The sequence below is a fragment of the Gordonia jinghuaiqii genome (genome assembly GCF_014041935.1).
Lineage (GTDB): Bacteria > Actinomycetota > Actinomycetes > Mycobacteriales > Mycobacteriaceae > Gordonia > Gordonia jinghuaiqii.
The window spans coordinates 1,265,941-1,290,479 of record NZ_CP059491.1 but is presented as its reverse complement, the minus strand read 5'-3'; the positions used below and the strand labels follow the sequence as shown (position 1 = coordinate 1,290,479).

The window sequence follows — 24,539 nt, the reverse complement described above, 5'->3', positions numbered from 1 at the left end:
GCTACTTCTCCCCTGTCATGTACTGGTCCATCAACTGGTGCATCCAGCGGATGTTGTCCTCTTGGTAGGTGGCGAAGGTGACCGTGGGCTTCACCGTGGTCTCGAGGCCGTACTGCACCTTCTCCATGTTGAAGACGTCCTGATCCAGGATGTTGCCCACGATGCCCAGCTCCGAGCGTGTGCCGAAAGGCGTGTCGGCATCCAGTCGCACCTCGGGTGAGGGTGCGGGCCGTTCGCCGGTGAACGGGCTGATCAGGAAGACATCCATGATGCAGGTGCGGTGATCGTCGCCGTTGGGCCGGAACCGGTAGCACAGTTTGTGCACGCCACCCCAGGGCATCATGTTGGGGAAGATCGTGTAGGTGAAGTTGTCCACGAGCTCGCAGTCGGCCCACTCCTCGATCGCGTCACCGAGGAACCCGCGCCACTTCTCGCGGGTGGAGGCCACGATGAACTCACGCGCGGTCTGCCCGTCCTGCGGTGTCACCGGGAGCTTCTCGTCGACGCGGACATCCATCGTCGCGCGCAGCATCTCCTCGGTGGTGGGGTCGCCCTTCATCATCGGGCCGACGACCTCCGACGGGGTGATGAAGCGGGAGAACTTGTCATAGCAGTCGACCTGGCAGATCCCGAACGCCGCATAGGGCACGGTCTGCGGATGTGTGGCAGCGGCATGCCAGCACTCCATGTAGGCCTCCTGCGCCACTTTCCAGTTGCAGCGCAGGACCTTTGACACATGAGCCTCGATGCAGCGGTCCTCGTGGCCCCACTTCGCGAAGTGTTCGGGCAGCTCCCCGAGGTAGTCCTCGAGCGGTGCCGCATCGGGATCGGGGTTGATGAAGACGAACCCGCCCCAGGTGCCGACGCTGATCGATGGCAGGCCGAACTTCGCCTCGTCGACGTGCGGGAACTCCCATGGCGCCGGATTCTGCTTGAACGAACCGTCGAGGTTCCACGCCAATCCGTGGAACGCGCAACGGATCTCCGCACACCAGCCGTCGTGGTCCTTGAGCTGGCGGCCACGGTGCAGGCACGCGTTCGGATACGCGCGGATCTCGTCGGGCGCCGAACGCACGATGAGATAGGACATGTCGGCGATGGAGTAGACGACATGATCACCCACCTCGGGCAGGTTCTCCTCACGACAGGCGAAGTGCCAGGTGCGCTTCCACACCAGCTCCTTCTCCCGCAGGTGCCAGTCACGACTGATATACCGCTCGATGGAGGCCTCGGTGAAATCGAAATCACCGCGACGCTCCTCACGGATGTGTGCCGGCACCTCGCGGGTGTCGAGATCGAGCACGTCTTTGTACGTCAGCAGACGATCGCCGACATCGAGACGCTCACCCATCTGGTCCTCCAAGCTCACTGAGATCGAATGATGAATAGTCTATTAATAGAGTATAGGTTCGCCGCCCGGGGCCTCAGTGCTGAACCCGGGACAACATTCCGCCGTCGACTACCGTGTTGGCGCCGGTGATGAAACCGGCGCGCGGACTCACCAGGAAGGCGATCGCGTCGGCGACATCGTCGACCGAGCCCAGACGCCCCAGCGGAATCCTCGTCTTGAGGTTCTCGTAGACCTCCGGACGCGACTGGCGCACGTGATCCCACGCTCCATCGGGGAACTCGATCGGCCCCGGGGACACGGTGTTGACCCGGATGCCCTCGCCCGCCCAGGCTCGCGCGAGCGCCGATGCGTGATGGAGCACGGCCGCCTTGATCGCCCCGAAGGAGTTGGGCCCGGAGGGAAAGTCCACGTCGAGGGCACTGGTCGAGCTGATCGCCACCACCGCGCCCGAGCCGGACGCGGCGAGTTCCCCGCGTGCGGCCTCGGCAAGGATCGCGAAGGCCTGCAGGTCGCCGCGCGCACTGGCCACCCACGCGTCGTCACCTTTGACGCTGCCCGGCGACGCGTTCGAGACCAGGATGTCGAGCCCGCCGAGTGCCGCAGTAGCCGAGGCGATGAACTCGCGGGCGGAGTCGGCCTGCGACACGTCCACGGTGATGGGGTGCACGTCGCCACCCCGCCCCCGCAACGCCTCGGCAGCGGCGTCGAGCCGCGCGACATCGCGTGCACCGATCACCACCCGGACACCCTCGTCGACGAGCGTCTCGGCGATACGCAGTCCGATGCCCCTGCTCGCCCCGGTGATGACGGCGCGCTTGCCGGTCAGGTTGAGATCCACGTCGATTCCCTTTCGCAAGAAGCACCCAGAACGAATTCGTTCAGCTCTAGATTATTTGTTACTAGAGTACATTAGGAATCCTCACCGTCCTACGAAACGGAGACCTCATGCCCATCGTCCTCACCAAACCCACCCTCGACGTCGGGATCGTGACCACCGACCCGGCACCGATGGTGGAGTTCTACGGCGAGCTCCTCGGGTTGCCCCGCCTCGACGACATCCGGATGCCGGGATTCACCATCATCCGGTTCGAGCTCGGCGACGTGGTGCTCAAGGTCCTCGAATACGACGAGAAGCCCGGGACCCCGGCTGCGACCGGCGGCATCGGCGCCGGCACCGGCATCCGCTACATCACCGTGTCGGTGGAGAAGATCGCCGATGCCCTCGCCGCGTGCCGAGCGTCCACCACCGCGTCCGTTCTCGAGGAGCCCGTCGAGGTGCGCCCCGGCGCCTGGATCGCCTTCGGCACCGATCCCGACGGCAACGTGATCGAGTTCGTGCAGCGCGGCGGGACTCTCTGACCGAACCCGCTGCCGCACAGCGCCGACAGGGGTCGGCACGCTCTCCTCGAGTGTGCCGACCCCTGCCGTTGTCTGCCTGTCCCCTGCCGCGGCCGCTCACGACGCGGCGCGCGCTCAGAACAGCTCGCGCACCTTCGCGACCACCCGGTCCACGGTCGGGAATCCGTTGAGTGCCTTGGAGAACGGCACCGGCGTGTACATGGAGCCGACGCGCCCGACGGGTGCGAGCAGTTCGTTGAACAACTTCTCGTGGATTCGCGAGCTGATCTCGGCGCCCGGCCCGCAGAACTCCGTGGCCTCATGGACGATGACGCACCGGCGGGTGCGTTCCACCGACTCCATGACCGTGGGCAGATCCAGCGGCACCAGACTGCGCAGGTCGATCACCTCGGCCTCGATCCCGGCCGCCGACAGCGCATTCGCGGCGTCGGAGCAGATCGCCACGCCGGTCCCGTAGGTGACCAGGGTGATGTCGGAGCCGGTCCGCAGGGTCGCGGCCCGGCCGAGCGGAATGGTGTACCGGCCCTCTTCGACCGGCTCCTTGACCGAGTACAGGAGTCCCGAGTGCTGGATGAACAGACACGGGTCGGGCGATTCCAGGCATGACTGCAGGAGCCCCTTGGCGTCCACCGGGTTCGACGGCATGATCACGTTGATGCCGGGCGTGTGCATGAACCACGCCTCGAGCGATTGCGCATGCTGGGCGCCGAAGTGGCTGCTGCCGATGACGGTGGTCACCAGGATCGGCGTCGGCGTCGCACCACCGGTCATGTAACGCAGCTTGGCGGCGTGGTTGATCACCTGGTCCAGGGCGAGGGTGATGAAATCGAAGAACATGATCTCGGCCACCGGACGGTAACCGCCGAGTGCCAGACCCACCGCGGTACCCGCGAACGTCCCCTCGGCGATCGGCGTCGACCGCACCCGGTCGCGGCCGAACTCGGTCGAGAGGCCCTTGCTGGTCTTGAACGGACCGCCGATCGGATCCTCCACGTCCTCGCCGAGAACCACGATCTTCGGATCCGCGGCCATCGCCTCGTGGAAACCCGTGTTGATGGCCGCTGCCATCGTCATCGTCTTCTTCTCGCTCATCGGTTCAGACTCCTCACGAACTCGTCATCGGCGAACACATCGGTCTCGAGCGTGTCGGGGTCGGGGAACGGGCTGGACTCGGCGTAGGAGAAGGCGTCGTCGACGTAGTCCTGGGCCCGCTTCTCCACGGCCGTCAATGCCGCATCGTCGAAGATGCCGTTGTCCTTCAACCATGTCCGGAAGCTGGGCGCCGGGTCGCGCTTCATCGCCGCCGCCAGTTCGTCCTTGGGGACGTAACTGAAGTCGGCGGTGCCGGTGTGTCCGGTCAGCCGGTAGTGCACGAACTCGATGAACGACGGACCCTCACCGCGCCGTGCGCGTTCCACCGCGACCCGCAATGCGCGAGTGCTCGCGATCGGGTCGAAGCCGTCGACGCGTTCGGTCGGCATCGCATACGACGCAGCACGTTTGGCCAGGTCGGTGTCGGGCGCGTAGTCGGCGATCGCGGTGTGCTCACCCCACTGGTTGTTCTGGCACACGAAGACCACCGGCAGCTTCCAGAGCGCCGCGAAGTTCATCGATTCGTGGTAGCTGCCGATCGAGGTCGCGCCGTCACCGAACGTCGCGACCGTGGCACGCCCGCCACCGTCGAGCTGGGTCGCCATCGCCAGCCCGACGGCCAGCGGCAGACTCTCCCCGACGATGCCCGTGGTCGCGGTGAAGCCGACTTCCTGATCCTGCAGGTGCATCGGGCCGCCCTTGCCCTTGGACATGCCGTTGGCACGTCCGTACAACTCGGCCATGATCGACCGGAGCGTGGCGCCCTTGGCGAGCGCGTCCCCGAGGTTCCGGTAGGTCGACACCATCCGATCCTCCTTGTCGAGGACGGCACCGAGCGCCGCACAGACCGCCTCCATCCCGCGGACCGGATAGAACGCTGCCGCGAGCCGACCGGCCTTGGCCTCCTTCGCCGATCGCACATCGGCGAGTGTGGTCACGAGCATGAGGTGATACATCGCCTCGAGGTCATCGGTGCCGAGTCCGGCCGTCAGATCGGTCGATGCCGACATATGACCCGCCTCCTTCTTGTGTTTGTTCTTGAGAACTCTGATGTTGCGACTGGTTGACCGGATGACTCAGACCGGGACTTCCACCCGCGCGGCCCGCTTCGCCGCGGCCGCACCGGAGATGCGGCCGAACCCGGCGGCGCTCGACAGCGAGCTCCCCGAGCCCATGTAGACGCGTCCGGAGATGCCACCGGTGCACTCGCCGGCCGCGTACAGGCCGTCGATCGCCTCACCGGTGAGGGAGACAACCGCGCCGGACTCGTCGATCTTGAGTCCGTAACCGGTGTGGGCCACCGCGGTCGGACGCACCTCGACGGCGTAGAAGGGCCCGGTGGTCAACGGATTGAGGAACTTGGCGGGCTTGTTGTAGTCGGTGTCCGCACCGTCGGCGACGAGCTGGTTGTAGCGTTCCATCTCACCGGCCAGCTCCGCGGGCGCAACCCTGATGGCGTCGGCGAGTTCTTCGACGGTGGCGGCGATGTGGACCCGTTCGTGATCGGCGAACAGCTCCATGACCTCGGCGGTGTAGTGCTTGGGACGGAACGGCGCGTGGTTGGGCCACACCTGCTTGTAGGCGTCGCGGTAGCGGTCGGCCTTGTCCGCGGGCGGGCGCACACACGCGTCGTCGAAGATCACGAAGCCGACATTGCCGCGGTTGCGCATGAGGGCATCGAGGATGCCGTACGGTGCCGTCTCGTCGGTGAACCGGCGGCCGTCGCGGTCGACCAGGATCGTCCATCCCGGCAGGAAGGCCTCGTGGACTTTGTCCACACCGGGATTGAGCATCCGCAGGCCGCGGTCGACACCGGTCAGCTGCGCCCCGAGTTGCCCGGCGAACTCCACATGGTCACCGCGGGCGCCGTCGGCGCCGATGTAGAACGTCTCGTCCTTGACATAGGACGACGGGTAGAACTGTTCCAGCAGAGCCGGGTTCGCGCCGAACCCACCGGTCGCCAGGACCACCGATCCCGACGTGAGGGTTTCCCCGCCGGACTCGATCCCGACGACCACCCCGTCCTCGACGACGAGCCGCTCGACACGGCGGCCCAGTGCGATGTCGACCCCGGCCTTCTTGCACGCCGCGGCGAGCGCGGTCACCAGCGCCTGCCCGCCGCCCTCCACGCAATGGCCGCGGGCACGACTCTCGTCGCCGCCGAAGATCATCTGCTCGTAGAACGGGACACCGTTGGCACTCAACCAATCCACGGTCTCGCCGAGGGAGGCCGTCCAGGTGCGCACCGGACCGGCGGACAGATCCCAGCCGTTGATCGACATGTACTCACGGAAGAGTGCGCCCTCCTCGTCGTCGATGCCCGCGGCCTTCTGCAGCTTGCTCCGGCTCGCCATGACGACGCCACCGGCCAGCCGCGAGGATCCGCCGATGACACCTTCGGACTCGACGACCAGCACCGAGGCACCGGCCTCGGTCGCCGAGAGGGCGGCGGACAGACCCGCCGCTCCCGAACCGACGACGATGACGTCGAAATCTCGCTCCGAACCCATTGTTCTCACTCTCCGTTCACGGTCGCGGTCTGCAGCAGACGCAGATGCGCTGATTCATTGAGGCACACCACTTCCCGGTGACCCTTACGGCTTGCCTGCACCAGGGTCAACCCGGTGTAGTGCGGGTGATGGAACACCAGCTTGCGGGCGCCGAGGAACCCGCCGACGAAACCGTTGACGACGGTGCCGTGGGTGACCACCATGACCCGGCCGCCCGCGTGGTGGGCCACGATCTGCTCCACCGCATCGATCGCCTTGGCGCGGATCTCCTCAGCAGTGGTGCCGTAGTCCGAGAAGTCCTCTCGGGCGAACTTGGCCATCATCGTGTTGCCGGGTTTCGCGAGTTCCTCGAAGTGGATGTAGTCGGCCTTGCCCCAGTCGAATTCGGCGAGTCCATCACGAACGGTCACGTCGAGTCCGGCCCGTTGCGCGATGGGCGCGGCCGTCTCGAGCGCACGCGCCTGCGGCGAGCAGTAGAGCGCATCCCAGGGCCCCATCTCGGCGAGACGCATCGCGACCAGTTCGGCCTGGCGTCGCCCCTCCTCCCCCAGCCCCGGGTCGCCGGGATCGCGGCTGTCGGCGGCGGGCATCGGCAACGCGTGGCGGATCAGCATCAGCTCCATCAGGCCTGCGCCTCCACTGCCGCCTGAGACGGCGACCATGGTCTGACGTTGAGCTCGCGGATCGACCATCCCTCACCCGGTCGATGCCAGAACCGGTGCACCGAACCGTATTCCGGGGCAAAGATCCGCACGGATGACACCCCCAGGATCCACGCGGTGAACACGTTGATGACTCCGCCGTGGCACACCGCCACGACATTCTCGCCGTCGTGGTCGGCACGCAGCGATTCGATGGTGTCGAGTACGCGGGTGCGGAAGTCGTCCAGCGTCGTCCCCCACGGTGTGAGATCACCGGCCAGGTAACGCTTCCAGATCTCGGCACCGTCCTCGTAGTGCAGATAGGCACTGCCGCGGTCGAATTCGCTGAGTCCCTCGCGTTCGCCCACCGGCACATCCGGCCCGGCGGCGATCTGCGCGGTCTCGCGTGCCCGCCGCAACGGCGACGAGTACACCGCCGAGTACCCGTCGGCGGTGATCAGTTTCCCGACGCCGCGAGCGTGGTCGGCACCTGCCGCGCTCAGCGGAGGGTCGATCCCGGCATCACCGGAAGCCGCACGTACGGGCTCACCGTGTCTGACAAGCGAGAGGATCACCTGGCACGCCCTTTCCCTTTACTTGTGACGTGAGTCGCAACTAGAGTCATACTCTATCACTAGATCTTTCAGTTCTAGAGTAATCAACGAAAGGGCGAATCCGCCATGACGACCGCACCGGACACCTCCGCCGGACGCTGCCCCGTCCATCCACAGGAGCAGTTCGCACAACTCACCATGCGCGACCGGGACCTCGTGCGATGCCCCTTCCCCGTATACGCAGGCATGCGCGAGGAGGCGCCGGTGATGTGGAACGACCGCCTCAACGCCTACATCATCAGCCGCTACGAGGACATCCGCGAGGTCCTGCGCGACCCGATGACCTACTCCAGCCTGCAGGCCTCGGGCCCGACTTCGGTGACCCCGCTCGCCCGCCGGGTGGCGACCGACGACTCGTTCTCCGAGGCCACCCGTGCCGCCGCTCGCCGGCGCCTCGAACTCGCCGAGTACCCGGTCCTGATCAACTCCGATCCGCCCGAGCACCGCCGGCAGCGGTCGCTGGTCGCCGCGGCCTTCACGCCGCGACGGATCAAGGAGATGGAGCCGCACATCCAGTCCATCGCCGACGAGCTCATCGACGCGATGGCACCGGAAGGCGAGACAGACATCGTCGCGGACTTCGCCCTGCCGCTCCCGATGATCGTCATCGCCGGCCTCCTCGGCGTGCCGTCGGACATGATGCACACATTCAAGGACTGGACCGGCGCGTTCACCAAGGGCGTGGGGGCGATGGATCTGACCCACGAGGAGATCGCCGATCTCTTCCGGTCGACCAACGAGTTCTACAGCTACTTCGCCGCCGAGATCGAGCGCCGCCGGGAAAAGCCGAAGGACGACCTGATCGGAACCCTGCTCAACGCCCGCCTCGACGGCGAGACACCGCTGAGCGACGAAGAGCTCCTGCAGATGCTCGTGCTCTTCCTGGTCGCAGGGAACGAGACCACGACCAACCTGATCTCCAGCATGGTCTACCACCTCCTCGGCGACCCCGACCTGCTCGCCCGGCTACGGGACGACGAGGAGCTCATCGCCCCCTTCGTCGAGGAGTGCCTCCGTCTGCAGTCCCCGACGCAGGGTCTGTTCCGCACCGCCACCACCGACACCAGCATCGGAGGCGTCGACATGCCCGCGGGCACGATGGTCTTCCTGCTCTACGCCTCGGCCAACCGGGACGAGGAGGCATTCTCCGATCCCGACACCCTCGACCTGGACAACCCGAGCACCCAGCACCTGGCGTTCGGCCGCGGCGAGCACGTCTGCCTCGGTGCCAACATCGCCCGCCGCGAGGCATTCATCGCGGTCAAGACGCTGATCACCCGGCTCACCGATCTGGAACTCGCGGTGCCCGACGACGACGTCGAGTACCAGCCGAGCTTCATCCTGCGAGGCCTGGCAACCCTGCCGATACGGTTCCGCAAGACCACAGCCTCCCAGAGCGATGGGCCCGCACCCACGGAAGTGGACATGTGATCGCAGTCTCAGTTAGACTCCCCAAATACTCTACATCTAGATGATCGGTCATTAGACAACTGTCTGTGATCGACACCGTCTGCGGACGACACATCGCCGCCCGATTCGAAAGAGGGATTTCGTGGCCCACGAGCTCGCCATCCTGCAAGCCGCCCGACTCAAGGGACGACTGTCACCCGAACTCGCCGCCACCTCGGCAGGTATCGACATCGACACCGCCCAGGGCGTGATCGCCGACCTCCGCGACGCCGGCAACCTGAAAGGCGAACCGTCGGTCCGACTGACGCCCGAGGGCAAGATCGCACTGGCCGAGCTCGTCGACGCCGAGCGCACCACCGTCGATCACGAGGCCCTCGCCGCGCTCTACGAGGAGTTCGACGACCACAACACCGCCCTCAAGCAGATCATCACCGACTGGCAGATCCGCGACGGCGCGCCGAACGATCACACCGACGCGGCCTACGACGGGGGCGTCATCGATCGTCTCGTCGCGCTCGACGCCGCCTTCCAGCCGCTGGTCGCCCGCATCACCGGACAGGCCCCGCGTCTGCTCACGTTCGCGCGGCGCTTCACCAATGCGATCGAGCAGCTCCGGGGTGGCGACACGAGCTATGTCGCCCGCCCGATCGCCGACAGCTACCACACCGTCTGGTTCGAGTTCCACGAAGAATTGATCGGCCTCCTGGGTCTGAGCCGGGCCGAAGAGGCCGCAGCCGGCCGCGCCGTCTGAGAAAGGTTCGTACGTCATGACTTTCATCTGGCTGGGGGACACCCCCGACCTCGATCCGGCTCTTGTGGGCGGCAAGGCACGCAGCATCAACCGCATGCGCGCCCTCGGCCTGCCCGTGCCACCGGCATTCGTTCTCTCCACCGCCCTCTGTGCCGAGGTCAATGCCAACGACGGTCGCCTCACCGAGGAGATCAAGGACCACCTCCGCGCCGGTCTCGACGAGCTCGAGAAGGCTGCGGCCAAACGGCTCGGCTGCGACGAGGCGCCGCTGCTCATCTCGGTCCGCTCCGGCGGAGCCAAGAGCATGCCCGGCATGATGGACACCATCCTCAACCTCGGGATGAACGACGCCGTGCAGTCGCGGATCGCCCAGATCACCGGCGACTCGGCCTTCGCCGCCGACACCCACCGTCGCTTCCTCGAACAGTTCGAGCGGGTCGTCGGGGCGCCGTCCACGGGCGATCCGTGGTCGGATCTGGTTCTGGCGGCCGAGGCCGTCTTCGCATCCTGGAACTCGCCCCGCGCGCGCTCCTACCGCAACCATCACGGCATCGGTCACGACGGCGGGACGGCGGTCACCGTGCAGGCCATGGTCTTCGGCAACCTCGACGACAAGTCCGGCACGGGTGTGCTGTTCAGCCGCAACCCCCTCACCGGAGACCCGGCCCCCTACGGCGAATGGCTACCTCGGGGTCAGGGTGAAGACGTCGTGTCGGGCCGCTTCGACGCACTGCACCTGGATGAACTCAAGCAGCAGCTACCCGCGGTCCACGATGAACTCCTCGAGGTGTCGGCTCGGCTCGAGAAGATCGGCGCCGACGCCCAGGACATCGAGTTCACGGTCGAGAGCGGCACACTGTTCATCCTGCAGACCCGTTCGGCCAAGCGGTCACCGCAGGCGGCAGTGCGCATCGCGGTCACCCTGGCCGAGGAAGGCATCATCAGCCGCGGCGAGGCCGCGGCGATGGTCACCGACGCCCAGATCGCCGCCGCCACCGCACCGCATGTGGACCCGGTCGCACGCCGATCGGCAACCCTGATCGCCAGTGGACTCCCGGCCTGCCCCGGCGTGGCCACCGGCCGGGTGGTCGCCGATTGCGAAGCGGCCGAGGATCTTTCCGACGACGGCGTCCCCGTGGTCCTCGCCCGACCCACCACCGATCCCGACGACGTCGCCGGCATGGTCGTCTCGGCCGCCATCGTCACCGAGATCGGCGGCTCCACCAGCCATGCCGCTGTGGTCAGTCGCGAACTCGGGACCCCCTGCGTCGTGGGTTGCGGCAAGGGCACCCTCGACGCACTCATCGGCCAGGTGGTCACCGTCGACGGCACCAATGGCGAGGTCTTCGCCGGCGAGGTCCCGCTCGCACGGACCGACGGCGTCGAGCGCGAGGCCGCCGACCTGCTGCGCAAGTGGGCCGCCGAGTCGGCACTGAAGGTCGCGCAGTGACGTTCGCAGCCCAGATCGCCGCGCAGCGTCCCGCCGAGGTGGCGCTGCGCGACGCCGACGAGGAGCTGTCCTGGCAGCAGGTCGACGATCGGCTTCGCCCGACTGTCAACGCTCTGCTCGCACAGGATCTCGGACCGCTCCGCCGCGTGGCGATCCTGGCGTCCAACTCGGCCGCCACCCTGCTCGGTTATGTGGCCGCCACCCTGTCCGGCTCGTCGGCGGTCGCCGTGAACTCTCACCTCACCGCACCGGAGACCGCCTACATCCTCGAGGACTCCGAGGCGCGACTCGTGTTGTGCGACACCACGACCGTCCAGGTCGCGGCGGAGGCCGCCCAACTTGCCGGGGTGGCGACCGTCGTGGCATGGGACGCTCCCGGCACCGCCGACGCCCAACTCCCCGACGGTGTGGTGCGCCTGGCCGACTGGTGCGCCGACGACTCCGAACCGCGCACGGATGTCGAGCCGATGCGCACGCTGGTCTACACCTCCGGAACCACCGGACGCCCCAAGGGCGTCGAGCTGCCGTTCACCTCGTGGGCCGGGGGCGCCGACATCACCGAACATCTGGCCGGGCTCGCCGCCAACCGGATGGTGGCCTTCGGGCGGCATCTCGCCGTCGGGCCGCTGTACCACTCGGGCCCACTCACCTCCACCCGCCTGTTCGCCGGCGGCGTCCCGGTGACCGTACTCGGCAAGTTCGACGCCGAGGCCACCCTGACCGCCATCGAGCGCGACCGCATCGGGTCGTCGATCATGGTGCCCACACATTTCCAGCGCCTGCTCGCCCTGCCCGCGGAGCGCCGCGCCCGCGCCGACGTCTCGAGCCTGCGCTACGTCCTGCAGGTCGGCGCCAAATGCCCGTCCCCGGTGAAGCGGGCGATGATCGACTGGCTCGGCACGATCGTGTGGGAGAGCTACGGCGCCAGCGAAGTCGGCACCACGTGCATGATCAGCGCGCAGGAGTGGCTCGATCGACCCGGGTCGGTGGGACGGGCCGTCCCACCGTTCGAGGCCTACATCGCCGACGCCGACGGCAACCCCGCTCCGGCCGGAACCGAAGGCCCCCTGTGGTTTCGGGACACATCCGGACACGGGATCAACTACACGTCGGGAGTCCGCACCGGAAGCGAGTTCACCCTCGGCGAGATCGGCCGGATGGACGACGACGGTTACGTCTGGATCACCGACCGGCTGTCGGACATGGTGGTGTCGGGCGGGGTGAACATCTATCCCGCCGAGGTCGAGCAGGCACTGAGCAGCCTCCCCGAGGTCGCCGACGTCGCCTGTTTCGGGATTCCGGATGAGGCAATGGGTGAGCGCCTCGTCGCGCTCGTCGTGCCGGTCGACAGCGAGAATCCGCCGACACCCACCGACATCGTCGCTCACAGCCGTACCCTGCTGGCCGGTTACAAGATCCCCAAGGAGATCCACCTGACCGACTCACTGCCGCGTACCGCGGTGGGCAAGCTGGACAAGAAGACGATGCGCACACGCCACAACTCGGTGGCCGCCGCGCTGTAGGGTTCAGGTATCGCCCGGACGCACCATGAGTTATATATAGTCGATCAATGGCGTATTGATCAGATGATCGCAATGGGTTGAGGGGAACACACGTGGCGCGCTCGAAGAGGATGCCCGACATCACCGATCCGGTGGATTGGGCAGGGCACTACTGGGAGCAACAAGGCCTGGACGGCGACGAGCAACGCTTCCTCGCGTTGACGTCTTTGTTGCGTTACCAGCGCATTGTCGCCGATTCGGTCGAATCCGAGCTCAAGGCGCACGGCCTGAACATGACCGACTACCTTCTCCTGATGACGTTGCAGCTGTCGGAGACCGGCACTCGGCTGATCTCGAGCCTGGCACGCAATCTGCTCGTGCACGCGACCACCGCCACCCTCGCCACCGATCGCCTCGAAGCGCGCAAGCTACTCGAACGCAGTCCGCACCCGACAGATCGCCGTGCGACCTGTGTCACGATCACCAAGGCCGGCCGCGCCAAGGTCGACGACGCCACTCGCGCGCTCACCGCCGTCGACTTCGGCATGAAGGGCAGCACCATCAAGGACGTGCAGCAGCTTCGCGCCGCCTTGACCGCGATGCGACACTCGGCCGGAGACGCCTAGAATCTCTGGTAAAGCCATTACTCTAGTACTAGAGTAATGGCATGCCTCCTGCCCTGCCTGGTTCCGTCGGAGTATTCACCAGTCTCGCCCGCGCGAGGCGCAGCGGGCTGGCCGACACCGCCCGCGCTGCCGAAGCCGCCTCATTCCGGACACTGTGGCTCGCCGACGTCCGCGGTGACACCGCTTCCCTGACCGAGGTCACCACGGCGACAACGGAACTCGTCGCCGCAACCGCGGTCCTGAGCATCTGGGACCTGGCGGCCGCCGACCTCGCCCGGACGTGGAACGATCCGCACGGCCGGATGATGCTGGGCGTGGGCGTCAGTCATCCGTCGATGGCGCCCGCAGGCCGGTACCGGAATCCCCTCGCACTGCTCGAGAATTACCTCGAGATCCTCGAACAGAGCTCCCCGCAACCGATCCCCTGCGTCGTCGGCGCCAACGGCCCCAAGATGCTCGAACTCGCGGGCCGGCGCGCCGCCGGGGCCATCACCCAGCTCGTGACCCCGGAACGTACTGCACGTCAACGCGCCTGGCTCGGACCCACCGCATTCCTGGCCACCGAGGTCAAGGTGGTCACCACCGGTGACGCCGCCGATCGCCGCCGCCTCGGTCGCGCCAACCTCGCGAACTACCTCTCCCTACCCGGCTACCAGAAGAACCTCCGGGCAATGGGTTTCGACGACCGCGACTTCGCCGACGGCGGCAGCGACCGGCTCGTCGACGCACTGGTCGCTGGGCCTGATCCCGACCAGATCACCGAGCGCATGACGCAACAACGCGACGCCGGCGCCGATCACCTCGCCCTCCACGTCCTCAGCGACTCCGACGCTGCGCCCGTGTCGCTGTGGACCGGCCTCGCCCTCGAACTCCCCGTGGTCACCGACACCCCCGCCGCCACAGACCCCAACTGAAGGACATTCCGAATCCATGACCCCATCCACGCCTCCCACCCAAGCCTCTGCCGACGCCCTTCCCCGACTCTGGTCGGCCGACAATTTCCGTGACCTCGCCGGGACCGGACGCGGCTATCCCGCCGCCGGCGGCAACCTGCGTCGAGGAGTCCTGTTCCGCTCCAACCGCCTCGAGCTGAACGCCGACGACCTCGCCACCATGTCCACGTTCGGCCTGACCGCCATCCACGATCTACGTGAACCCGGTGAGGTCACCAAACACCCGAACGTCGAGGTCCCCGGGGCCCGCTGGCATCACCATCCGGTCCCCGGCATCCCGCAGGCCGAGGTCGAGTCGCTGATGACCGCGGCCCAGACCTACGACGCCATGGTGGTGAACTATCAGACCTTCGTCACCGACCCCGAGTGCCGGGCCGGGCTCTCCAGCCTGCTGCGCACCATCGCCCGAACGCCGGGCCCACAGTTGTTCCACTGCGCCGCAGGCAAAGACCGGACCGGCTGGGCCGCGGTCCTGCTCCATCACATCGCCGGCGTCGACCGCGCGGTGTCGCTGGAGGATTACCTGCTGACCGACACCTATGCGGTCAACAGCCGTCAGGCCACGCTCGATTCCATCCTCGAACACCTGGGTTCCGAACGTGTCCCGGCCTACGAGCCCGCCTTCGGTTGCGACAGCAGGTACCTCGATGTCTCCTATGCCGCCGCCGACGCCACGTACGGCAGTATCGACGGTTACCTGTCGCAGGGACTCGGGCTCGAGGACGCCGACCTCGAAGCGATTCGCGTCCGCCTCGTGCAGTGAGCTCCCCGCGGGAGTGAGGCCGGTGGTATCGGGCCGGGAGTCGGGCACACAACCGACTCCCGGCCCGAGTTCTGGAGGGCCGGAGACCGTCCCTTTCCGCCCCAACTATATCCGATGATCAATTATTCATCTCTAGAGCACCTCGCCGTCGAGTCTCACACTTCGGTCGCAGCAAGGGAAACTTACAAGCAGTCCGGACTGTTTGTGTTACGGTGTCGCTGTGACCGAGGACACCACCACTCCGCGACGGCGTACGCAGGCCGAACGCACCGCGGCGACGCGCACCCTGATCCTCGACGCCGCCGTGCAGGCACTGGTCGAGGTCGGTTACGCGGCCACCACCACCCAGGAGGTCAACCGCCGCGCAGGCGTCTCGCGGGGCGCCCTGCTGCACCACTTCCCGACGCGGGAATCGCTTGTGGTCGCCGCGGTCGGACACCTCGTCGAGCGGCGGCTGGCCGAGATGCTGTCGCGTCCGCGCACCGGTGACGAGGGCCTGGAAGTCCTCATCGAGGCGTTCAGCGGACCGTTGTTCGACGCCGCGCTCGAACTGTGGGTGGCCGCCCGCTGCGATGTCGGACTGCGCACCGCGATCATCCCGCTCGAGCAGCAGGTCTCCGACGCCCTGGCCGTCGGATGCGCCGAACTGTTCGGCGACCGATACACCTCCGCCGAACTCGAGCTCTCCATCGAACTCGCCCGCGGCCTCGCGGTCTCGCGCATCCTGCGCTCCCCCGACGCCGACCGAGCCTTGATCGACCGTCTTCTGCCCGTCTGGAAGGACCTCCTCAACCATGACTGACATCAGTTCCGCCCCGCAGCATCAGATACCGGAGCACCAACCGTCCGAGCGCGTCGACGTCCTGGTCGTCGGGGTCGGCTTCGGCGGTCTCGCCGCGTTGCACCGCCTGCGCACCGACCATCCGGCGCTGCAGACCCTGGCCATCGAACGTGGCGACGGCGCCGGCGGCGTGTGGCGTGAGAACGACTACCCCGGTGCCGCCTGCGACGTACCGACCTCGCTGTACTCGCTCTCGTTCGCACCCAACCCGGACTGGTCGCACACCTACGGGCGACGCCACGAGATCCATCAGTACCTGCGTTCGGTCGCAGCCGATTTCGACGACCAGATCCGTTACAACTGTGCGCTGACGTCGGCCCGGTGGGATGGCGAGGCGCAGGAATGGGTCGTGGACACCACATCCGGCGAGATCCGATGCCGCTATCTCGTGGCCGCGCCCGGAGCCTTGTCCGAGCCCGGGCTGCCCGCTGTCCCCGGCGCGGAGGAGTTCACCGGCACGATGTTCCACTCCGCGCAGTGGGACCACTCCCACGACCTGCGCGGCCGCCGGGTGGCGATCGTCGGGACCGGCGCGTCGGCGATCCAGATCGTGCCCGAGATCGTGGACACCGTCGAACATCTCACCGTCTTCCAGCGCACACCCGCCTGGGTGGTGCCGCGCATGGATCGCACCATCGGATCGTTGGAGCGGTCGATCTACCGCCGCGTGCCCGGCGTACACCGGCTGGTCCGGCGCATGGTGTGGGCCTACCGTGAGGCCTACGTGCTGATGATGGCCCGCAATCCCAAGCTCCTGCCCATCGCCAAAACCCTTGCTCTGGCGCAACTTCGGGTTCAGGTCCGCGACCGTGCGATGCGTCGTCGACTCACCCCCGACTACACCATCGGATGCAAGCGGATGTTGTTGACCAACAAGTGGTTCCCGGCTCTCCAGCGCGACAACGCCACCGTCACCGGCGCGATCACCCGCCTCACCGAGCGCGGCGCCGTCGACGATCAGGGCCGCGAACACGAGGTCGACACCGTCGTGTTCGCCACGGGCTTCACTCCCACCGAACCGCCCATCGCACATGCGATCACCGGTCGTGACGGCAACACGCTGGCGCAGACGTGGGACGGCTCGCCGCGCGCCTACCGCGGTGTGGAGATCCACAACTTCCCCAACCTGTTCTTCCTGTACGGCCCCAACACCAACCTGGGTCACAGCTCGATCGTGCTGATGCTCGAGCCGCAGGCCTATTACATGAGCAAGGTCATCGCCGAACTCTCACGTTCGGGACGCACGACCTTCGAGGTCACCCAGGCCGCTCAGGACCGCTACAACGCCGAACTCGATCCCGAACTGGAACGCACGGTGTGGAACTCGGGTGGTTGTTCGAGCTGGTATCTCGACTCCACCGGCCGCAACTCCGTGATGTGGCCCAAGTTCACCAGCGACTTCCGAGCGATGATGGCCACCTTCGACGCCGCTGATCACCGCTTCGACGACGCGATCCCCGCCCAGCCCGCCGAACCCGCCGGCCCCGCCACCGAACCCGAGAGGACAGTCGCACAGTGACCGCCACCCATTCTTCCGATCACTACGACGCCATCGTCATCGGCTCCGGTTTCGGCGGGTCGGTGGCGGCGCTTCGGTTGACCGAGAAGGGTTACCGCGTCGCCGTCGTCGAATCCGGGCGTCGCTTCACCGACGGCGACCTGCCCAAGACCAGCTGGCGCGTCAAGGATTACGTCTGGGCACCGGCGCTGGGAATGTTCGGCGTGCAGCGCATGCACCTGTTGCGGGACGTGCTGGTGATGGCCGGGGCCGGGGTGGGCGGCGGATCGCTGAACTACGCCAACACGCTGTATCGCCCGCTGCCGGCCTTCTTCGACGACCCGCATTGGGGCTCGATCACCGACTGGGCCGCCGAACTCGACCCGTATTACGACCAGGCCTCGCGCATGCTCGGCGTGACCACCTATCCCAAGGTCACCCCCGCCGATCGCGTGATGCGCAAGGTCGCCGAGGAGATGGGCGCCGGCGACACCTTCGTGCACACTCCCGTCGGCGTGTTCTTCGGCGAGTCGGGCAAGACCGTCGAGGATCCGTTCTTCGGCGGCGCCGGCCCCTCGCGCACGGGCTGTACAGAATGTGGCGCCTGCATGACGGGCTGTCCGGTGGGAGCGAAGAACACGCTGGTCAAGAACTACCTCTACCTCGCCGAACAGGCCGGTGCCGATGTCATCCCGATGACCACCGTGGACACCGTTCGTCCGCGCGCGGGCGGCGGCTACGTCGTCGGCGCCCATCGCACCGGCCGACGCTGGTCGCGTCGCGGGCGCCGGTCGTTCACCGCCGATCACGTGGTGTTCGCCGCCGGCACCTACGGCACCAACAAGCTGCTGCTGGACATGCAGCGCAGCGGCCGCCTGCCCGGGCTGTCGTCGCGCCTGGGCAAGGTGGTCCGCACCAACTCTGAGGCCGTGCTGGCCGCCACCGCCCGCGATCTCGAGACCGACTACACCCAGGGCGTGGCGATCACCTCGTCGTTCCATCCCGATGCGCACACCCACATCGAGCCGGTGCGATACGGCAAGGGCAGCAACCTCATCGGGTTGCTGCAGGCACTCCTCGTCGACGGCGACGGCCGGATTCCGCGTCCCCTGCGAGCCCTGCTCGAGATGGTGCGGCATCCGCTGGTCACCCTGCGCAGCCTGTCGGTTCGACGCTGGTCCGAGCGGACGATCATCGCGCTGGTCATGCAGACCGACGACAACTCACTCGAGTTGTTCTCACGCCGAGGCCGTTTCGGCCCGATGCTGCGCAGCAAGCAGGGTGCGGGCGACCCGCCGCCGACGTGGATTCCGGTCGGTCACGACGCGGTGCGCAAGATGGCCCGCGAGATCGACGGCGACGCAGGCGGTTCGATCGTCGATCTGCTGAACATCCCGATGACCGCCCACTTCCTGGGCGGTTGCTCGATCGGCCGCTCCGCCGACGACGGGGTCGTCGACCCGTATCACCGCGTGTTCAACCACCCGGGGCTGCACGTCGTCGACGGTTCGACGGTCTCGGCCAACCTGGGCGTGAACCCGTCACTGACGATCACCGCGCAGGCCGAACGGGCACTGGCGATGTGGCCGAACGCCGGTGAGGCCGACCCGCGGCCCGAACTCGGGGCGTCGTACCGTCCGGTCCGCCCGGTGGAGCCGGCCCATCCGACGGTTCCCGCTCATGCCCCCGGCGCACTGCGGTTGCCGATCACGCCGGTGCTGAGGATTTCGTAGCAATAATGTGCTCATAGCGCGCTGTGGTGTCTCGGGTCATCGCTGACACTTTTGTCTCGGGACATCGCTGACAGTCATGCTGCCGGAAGTGGTTGTCGTTTGCCATGGGTGCCGGGGGTTCGACGCTGGCCTTGGTAGCGGCGAGTGGGGTCGGCGTCGAACTCACGCACAATGGTGGTGCCGCTGAAGATGACGATGTGGTTGTCGTCGCAGATGGCGTCGAGGGTGTGTCCACCCCACCGGTTGCCGACCTGGACGAAGTAGGGGCCCACAGTGATTTTGCCTTGCTTGGGGTTGACCTGTTGGCGGGTGGTGAACACTGGTGCTGGTAACGGCCGGTCGACCGGCCGGGCGTGTTCGGTGGCATGGAACGCCTCGGCCGGAGTCGCACCACGTAGCGCACGATGGGGTCGACTGTGGTTGTAATAGCCGCGGAATCGGTCGAGCATCTCGTTGAGGTCGCCGACGGTCGCCGGTGCCGGTTGGGTGTTCAGCCAGCGTTTGAGTGTGCCAGAACCGCTCGATCTTGCCGCAGGTCTGTGGGTGATACGGGCGGGAGTTGATGGTCCGGGTACCCAGCGCACGCAGATTCTTCTCCAGCGGTGTTTCGAATCCACGATGCTTACCGGTGTACACAAATCCGTTGTCAGTCAACGACATCGACGGAACACCACATTCGGTGATGCCGGCGAGCATCACCTGCCACACCAGTGTGGTGGTGGCGTCACCGGTGTCGGGGGCCAGCGCGCACAGATACCGGGAGTGGTCATCGATTGTGCCCGCGATCGCTACCGAGGTGCCGTCGCTGAGGTGCCACTCGGTCCAGTCCGACTGCCACAACTCGTTGGGGCGCTCGTAGCAGAACCGCCGCATCGACGACTTCGGCCGTTTGGCCGGCTCGGCAACAATTAGCCCGTGCCGGTGCAGAATTCGCCATACGGTTGAGCGTGAGGGCACCGAATCGGCACCCTCACGCTGCAACGTCCACACAATCGACTGCGGCCCGTGATCCAGGCCCGCGGACTGCAAACGCGTCCGCGTGGCGATCACCAGCGCCTCGACGTCGCCACCCACACGCCCCGGCTCTGTGTGCGGTCGGCGCGACCGTGGTTCGAGCCCGGCCAGCCCATCAGCGACGAAGCGGCGCCGCCACTTGTAGAACGTCTGCCGGCTGATGTTCTGCTCCCGACAGAACTCGGCCACGTTCTCGATTCCACCCGCCAACGCCGTAGCTGCACGAACGTCCATCACCGTCACCTTCTGGGCCATGAACCATGCTGGCCACGCCCTGCTCAGGTGTCAGCGATGTCCCGAGACATCACCTGTCAGCGATGTCCCGGATCAGAACAGTGCTCATAGCGCGCATGATCGCTACGAAATCCCGTGGGTCACCACACCCCGGGCGGCCGCAGCTGGATGCTGATCCGCGCTCCGACGCCACGCACCTTTGGAACGGCATGCTCCCAGGTGCGTTGGCAGCTGCCGCCCATGACGAGCAGGTCGCCGGAGGAGAGGGTGAACTTCAGTGATCGGCCACCGCCCCGCGGCCGCAGCATCAATGGCCGTGGGGCGCCGAGGGAGACGATCGCGACCATCGTGTCGTGTGTCGACGCCCGGCCGATGCGGTCGCCGTGCCAGGCGACCGAGTCGTTGCCGTCGCGGTAGAGACTGATTCCGGCGGTCGCGAAACCGTCGGGCAGCTCCTCGCGGTAGTGATCGCTCAACTCCGCGCGCATGCCGGTGATCAGTTCGTCGGGAAAGCGTTGGTGTGCCTGATAGATGGAGACCAGCCGCGGCACCTCGACGACCCGGTCGTACATCTGGCGGCGTTCTGCTCGCCACGGGACGTTCTCGCGGAGCCGGTCGAAGAGTTCGTCGGGCCCGTTGACCCAGCCGGGGCACAGGTCCACCCACGCGCCGTCGGTGAGCGGTCGGCGCGTCGTCGAGGACCTCAGGTCACCTAGCGTCGGCTCAACCGACTGTTCGGCGAACAACGAGCCCTGGATGCCGATGGACATGGGCCGAGCCTACACCGTCATCGAACACCCATTCGATAGTCCGCGAATTTCGCGCTCACAAGTTCCGTTTCCGCTCACCGTTCAAGAGTGAGCGGGAACGGAATGGATGAGCGAAACCCCGGGCTACCCCCCACCCAGATGCCCACTCAGGCGGCCATACCGGTCGGCACTGGAATCGTCGAGCCCGACGACGGTGACCTTCTTACCCTTGGCCTGGTACTTCGTGGTCACCGCGTCGAGCGTCGCGACCGTCGACGCATCCCACACGTGCGCCTCGCTCAGATCGATGACGACGTTGTCCGGGTCGCCGGCGTAGTCGAATTGGTAGATGAGGTCGTTGCTCGACGCGAAGAACAGCTCGCCCGTCACCTTGTAGACCCGGGTGTCGGCGTCGGGACTCTTCACCTCGACCACTTCGGTCAGGTGCGCGACGCGTCGGGCGAACAACACCATCGCCGTCAGCACACCGACGATGACGCCGTACGCCAGATTCGATGTCGCGACCGTGACCGCCACCGTCGCCAGCATCACCGCGGTTTCTGATTTGGGCATGCGGCGCAACGTCTTCGGGTTGATGCTGTGCCAGTCGAACGTGCCGACCGACACCATGATCATCACCGCCACCAGCGCGGCCATCGGGATGAGCGCGACGATGTCCCCCAGTCCCACACACAGAATCAGCAGGAACAGTCCAGCGAGGAACGTCGAGATCCGGGTGCGTGCACGGGATTCCTTGACGTTGATCATCGTCTGGCCGATCATCGCGCAACCGCCCATGCCGCCGAAGAATCCGGTGACGATGTTGGCAACGCCCTGGCCGACGGCCTCGCGGGACTTGTCGGAGTGGGTGTCGGTGATGTCGTCGACGAGTTTGGCGGTCATCAGCGATTCGAGCAGTCCGACGATCGCGATGGCCAGCGCGTAGGGAGCGATGACGCGCAGGGTGTCCCATGTCAGCGGGACATCGGGGAACAACAGGGTCGGCAGGCTGTCGGGCAGCTCGCCCTCATCCCCGACGTCGGGCACCGACAGGCTCGCGACGACGGTGATCGCGGTCAGCAGCACGATGGCCACCAGTGGCGCGGGTACCACCGTCGTCAGTTTCGGCAGCCCGACGATGATCGCGATGCCGACGGCCACCATCGGATACACCAGCCACGGCACACCGAGTAGGTGCGGCAGCTGGGCGGCGAAGATGAGGATGGCCAGCGCGTTGACGAAGCCGACCATCACGCTGCGCGGGATGAAGCGCATCAGGCGTGCGATGCCGAGCGCGCCGAGGACGATCTGGAAGACGCCGCCCAGCAGCACCGCCGCGATCAGGTGGTCGAGCCCGTGGCTGGCCACCAACGGCGCGATGACCAGCGCCACGGCTCCCGTGGCCGCGGAGATCATCGCCGGCCGGCCGCCGACGATCGCAATGGTCACCGCCATGGTGAACGACGCGAAGAGACCGACACGCGGGTCGACGCCGGCGATGATCGAGAACGAGATCGCCTCGGGGATCAGCGCCAGCGCGACGACCAGACCGGCCAACACCTCGGTGCGCAGCCGACTCGAGGAACGCAGAGTGAGCCAGACGGATTGGCGGTCGGCGGGCGAGACCGTGTCGGTGGCGGCCATCGCCGAGCTCCTTCGCGTCAGGGTCGTGAACCCGCGAAACTCTACGCGCAACCTAACGGGCACTCACATCGGCGCCGACGGGCCCTCGGCTCGTCGACGCAGGTCGCGATGCGTCGTCGACGCGCTCCCGTGACCTAGGCCACATCACACGCGTTGCGACGCGTACCCGACTGTGGTGAGGTGACCCTCGGCACCACCCCGTCTCCATGCTTTAATCAATTCGTTATAAGACCGCGATGACCGAGAGAGTTTGATGAAGCGCACCCGTATCGCCGCCACCCTGCTCGCCGCCACCGCCCTGGCTCTGCCCGTGGCCCCGGCCACCGCCGACCCGCTGGGGGACCTGTTCGGCAGCGCCAGCGGAAGTCTCGACTCCGGCAGCGCCGCTCTGGGATCGTCCGGCGACAAGGTGACCCACTACGGCAAGCTCGGCCGGCCGGGTGCACCGAACGGCGTGAAGTCCATCAACGTCTGGGTCTACACGCCCAACAAGACCGCGGCCATCACGCCCGGCACCTACCCGAAGAACTCGCGTCTCGGGGTGCGCTGGAACTCGATCATCAACTCCGGCCCCATCGTCGACGGCAACGAATGCCGTATGGAGGTCCGCCTGTCCGGACCCAAGGTGCCCAAGGCGGCGTCGCTGTTCAAGACCCGGGACTGCACCGCGGTGAAGTCCTACTTCTTCAAGGGCGGCGGCGATTTCACCATCCGCGTCACCGACACCATCTCCGGCGCGTCGAACAGCATCAACTTCAGCGTCCAGTGACGGACTGACCCGCCCCACCGGGACGGGTCAGCCGGTGAGCACGCCGATTCAGCCTGCGGTCGTGACGTCGAACTTCTCCGCGGTGAGGCGTTCGGATTCGGCCCAGAGCGCTGCGCGGAATGCGGTGTCGTCGGCCGACTTCCGGTAGCTGTTGCGTCCGGGGGCGCCGCGCAGTCCGAAGAACTCCGTGGGCCCGAAGTACGTTCCCGACTCCACATCCGGCATCGTCGCGGCGTAGATCTGCGGGAGTGCACCGCCGGCCGCGGACTGCGCGATCGGCAGCTTGTTGCCCAGCTTCGCCACGAAGTCGGTGAAGTTCTCGCTACGCCCCTGCAATTCCGTTGCGGCATAACCCGGATGGGCGATCAACGACTTCTTCGACGATCCGGTCTCGGTCAGCCGCGCAGCCAATTCCTTGCCGAACATGAGGTTGGCCATCTTGGAGTCGCCGTAGGCCTGCCAGCGTCGGTACCGGCGTTGTTGCCAGTTGAGGTCGTCGAGCTGGATCCGTCCGATCTGGTGGACGCCCGACGACACGGTCACCACGCGGTCGGAGATCTTGGGCAGCAGCAGCGCGGTGAGCGCGAAATGTCCGAGATGGTTGGTGCCGATCTGCATCTCGAAGCCGTCGGTGGTGCGTCGAAGCGGCACGGCCATGAGCCCCGCATTGTTGACCAGCACGTCGGCCCCGGTCAGCCCGGCCGCGAAGGTCCGCACCGATTCGAGGTCGGCGAGGTCGAGTTGCGCCACCGTCGCCTTGGGCCCCAGCTTCGACGCCACGGCGTCGGCCTTCGCGGTGTTGCGGCATGCGAGTACCACGTCGGCACCGGCGCCGACGAGCGCCTTGGCCGTCTCCGCGCCCAGGCCGCTGTTGGCGCCCGTCACCACGAACGTGCGGCCCGTCTGGTCCGGGATGTCTGCTGTAGTCCAGCCACTCATCGTGTCCCCCTTGGATGTTGTGTCGCCCGGCGTCGACGCCGGGTCGTTCGGCCCACGCTATTGACGTGCCCGGAGCACGTCAACGCTTCGATCACG

The 24,539-nt window shown here is 66.8% G+C and carries 23 protein-coding genes and 1 pseudogene; 12 read left to right on the top strand and 12 right to left on the bottom strand.

What is annotated here, in order from left to right; all coding sequences use genetic code 11:
• Position 1: 1 nt before the first annotated feature.
• Both H1R19_RS05675 and H1R19_RS05670 read right to left on the bottom strand, forming a co-directional pair.
• Complete coding sequence (locus H1R19_RS05675; RefSeq protein ID WP_219850813.1) at positions 2-1,351, bottom strand: aromatic ring-hydroxylating oxygenase subunit alpha; 1,350 nt, start codon at positions 1,349-1,351, stop codon at positions 2-4.
• Positions 1,352-1,424: 73 nt separating this feature from the next.
• Positions 1,425-2,189, bottom strand: coding sequence for an SDR family NAD(P)-dependent oxidoreductase (locus H1R19_RS05670; protein WP_219850812.1), 765 nt, complete (start codon positions 2,187-2,189; stop codon positions 1,425-1,427).
• A gap of 107 nt (positions 2,190-2,296) precedes the next feature.
• Here H1R19_RS05670 and H1R19_RS05665 point away from each other — a divergent pair, with 107 nt between their 5' ends.
• Positions 2,297-2,710: a VOC family protein gene (locus H1R19_RS05665; protein WP_219850811.1), complete on the top strand. Its 414-nt coding sequence runs from the start codon at positions 2,297-2,299 to the stop codon at positions 2,708-2,710.
• A gap of 114 nt (positions 2,711-2,824) precedes the next feature.
• On the opposite strand, the gene H1R19_RS05660 is transcribed toward H1R19_RS05665, so the two are convergent.
• The 5 genes from H1R19_RS05660 to H1R19_RS05640 form a co-directional block, all read right to left on the bottom strand.
• Positions 2,825-3,802 (bottom strand): alpha-ketoacid dehydrogenase subunit beta, encoded by a 978-nt coding sequence (locus H1R19_RS05660; RefSeq protein WP_219850810.1) that lies wholly within the window; start codon positions 3,800-3,802, stop codon positions 2,825-2,827.
• Positions 3,799-4,812 (bottom strand): thiamine pyrophosphate-dependent dehydrogenase E1 component subunit alpha, encoded by a 1,014-nt coding sequence (locus H1R19_RS05655; protein WP_219850809.1) that lies wholly within the window; start codon positions 4,810-4,812, stop codon positions 3,799-3,801. The genes H1R19_RS05660 and H1R19_RS05655 overlap by 4 nt, the downstream gene beginning before the upstream one ends.
• A 66-nt stretch (positions 4,813-4,878) precedes the next feature.
• A complete protein-coding gene (locus H1R19_RS05650) occupies positions 4,879-6,312 on the bottom strand; it encodes an FAD-dependent oxidoreductase (protein ID WP_219850808.1) in 1,434 nt (477 codons plus the stop codon).
• A 5-nt stretch (positions 6,313-6,317) separates the two neighbouring features.
• A complete protein-coding gene (locus H1R19_RS05645) occupies positions 6,318-6,974 on the bottom strand; it encodes a histidine phosphatase family protein (RefSeq protein WP_219850807.1) in 657 nt (218 codons plus the stop codon).
• Positions 6,935-7,528 (bottom strand): histidine phosphatase family protein, encoded by a 594-nt coding sequence (locus H1R19_RS05640; protein ID WP_219850806.1) that lies wholly within the window; start codon positions 7,526-7,528, stop codon positions 6,935-6,937. Before H1R19_RS05640 ends, H1R19_RS05645 begins: the two co-directional genes overlap by 40 nt.
• A 105-nt stretch (positions 7,529-7,633) precedes the next feature.
• On the opposite strand from H1R19_RS05640, the gene H1R19_RS05635 reads away from it, so the two are divergent.
• The 10 genes from H1R19_RS05635 to H1R19_RS05590 all read left to right on the top strand — a co-directional run bounded on the left by H1R19_RS05635 (position 7,634) and on the right by H1R19_RS05590 (position 19,094).
• Entirely contained in the window at positions 7,634-8,998 is a 1,365-nt protein-coding gene (locus H1R19_RS05635) for a cytochrome P450 (protein WP_219850805.1), read from the top strand.
• 121 nt (positions 8,999-9,119) lie between these two features.
• Positions 9,120-9,728, top strand: a complete 609-nt coding sequence (locus H1R19_RS05630; RefSeq protein ID WP_219850804.1) for a hypothetical protein — start codon at positions 9,120-9,122, stop codon at positions 9,726-9,728.
• Between the two features lie 16 nt (positions 9,729-9,744).
• Complete coding sequence (locus H1R19_RS05625; RefSeq protein ID WP_219850803.1) at positions 9,745-11,178, top strand: pyruvate, phosphate dikinase; 1,434 nt, start codon at positions 9,745-9,747, stop codon at positions 11,176-11,178.
• Entirely contained in the window at positions 11,175-12,701 is a 1,527-nt protein-coding gene (locus H1R19_RS05620; protein ID WP_219850802.1) for an AMP-binding protein, read from the top strand. Before H1R19_RS05625 ends, H1R19_RS05620 begins: the two co-directional genes overlap by 4 nt.
• A gap of 92 nt (positions 12,702-12,793) precedes the next feature.
• A complete protein-coding gene (locus H1R19_RS05615) occupies positions 12,794-13,306 on the top strand; it encodes a MarR family winged helix-turn-helix transcriptional regulator (RefSeq protein WP_219850801.1) in 513 nt (170 codons plus the stop codon).
• A gap of 41 nt (positions 13,307-13,347) precedes the next feature.
• Entirely contained in the window at positions 13,348-14,220 is an 873-nt protein-coding gene (locus H1R19_RS05610) for a TIGR03620 family F420-dependent LLM class oxidoreductase (protein ID WP_219850800.1), read from the top strand.
• Between the two features lie 16 nt (positions 14,221-14,236).
• Complete coding sequence (locus H1R19_RS05605; protein WP_219850799.1) at positions 14,237-15,022, top strand: tyrosine-protein phosphatase; 786 nt, start codon at positions 14,237-14,239, stop codon at positions 15,020-15,022.
• A 220-nt stretch (positions 15,023-15,242) separates the two neighbouring features.
• Complete coding sequence (locus H1R19_RS05600; RefSeq protein WP_219850798.1) at positions 15,243-15,824, top strand: TetR/AcrR family transcriptional regulator; 582 nt, start codon at positions 15,243-15,245, stop codon at positions 15,822-15,824.
• Positions 15,817-17,382 (top strand): flavin-containing monooxygenase, encoded by a 1,566-nt coding sequence (locus H1R19_RS05595; RefSeq protein ID WP_219850797.1) that lies wholly within the window; start codon positions 15,817-15,819, stop codon positions 17,380-17,382. The genes H1R19_RS05600 and H1R19_RS05595 overlap by 8 nt, the downstream gene beginning before the upstream one ends.
• Positions 17,379-19,094: a GMC oxidoreductase gene (locus tag H1R19_RS05590; RefSeq protein WP_219850796.1), complete on the top strand. Its 1,716-nt coding sequence runs from the start codon at positions 17,379-17,381 to the stop codon at positions 19,092-19,094. The genes H1R19_RS05595 and H1R19_RS05590 overlap by 4 nt, the downstream gene beginning before the upstream one ends.
• Positions 19,095-19,168: 74 nt before the next feature.
• On the opposite strand, the gene H1R19_RS23170 is transcribed toward H1R19_RS05590, so the two are convergent.
• The 4 genes and pseudogenes from H1R19_RS23170 to H1R19_RS05575 form a co-directional block, all read right to left on the bottom strand.
• Entirely contained in the window at positions 19,169-19,678 is a 510-nt protein-coding gene (locus H1R19_RS23170) for a transposase (protein ID WP_244970756.1), read from the bottom strand.
• Positions 19,679-19,694: 16 nt separating this feature from the next.
• Positions 19,695-20,342: pseudogene (locus H1R19_RS23165) on the bottom strand (helix-turn-helix domain-containing protein); the annotation flags it as partial.
• A 140-nt stretch (positions 20,343-20,482) separates the two neighbouring features.
• Positions 20,483-21,112, bottom strand: a complete 630-nt coding sequence (locus H1R19_RS05580) for an alpha-ketoglutarate-dependent dioxygenase AlkB (RefSeq protein ID WP_219850795.1) — start codon at positions 21,110-21,112, stop codon at positions 20,483-20,485.
• A 123-nt stretch (positions 21,113-21,235) separates the two neighbouring features.
• Positions 21,236-22,735 carry a SulP family inorganic anion transporter gene (locus H1R19_RS05575; protein WP_219850794.1) on the bottom strand — a complete coding sequence of 500 codons (1,500 nt, stop codon included), beginning with the start codon at positions 22,733-22,735 and terminating at the stop codon, positions 21,236-21,238.
• 253 nt (positions 22,736-22,988) lie between these two features.
• Here H1R19_RS05575 and H1R19_RS05570 point away from each other — a divergent pair, with 253 nt between their 5' ends.
• A complete protein-coding gene (locus H1R19_RS05570) occupies positions 22,989-23,504 on the top strand; it encodes a hypothetical protein (protein WP_188331820.1) in 516 nt (171 codons plus the stop codon).
• Positions 23,505-23,552: 48 nt separating this feature from the next.
• On the opposite strand, the gene H1R19_RS05565 is transcribed toward H1R19_RS05570, so the two are convergent.
• Positions 23,553-24,443: an oxidoreductase gene (locus tag H1R19_RS05565; RefSeq protein ID WP_188331821.1), complete on the bottom strand. Its 891-nt coding sequence runs from the start codon at positions 24,441-24,443 to the stop codon at positions 23,553-23,555.
• Positions 24,444-24,539 lie beyond the last annotated feature (96 nt).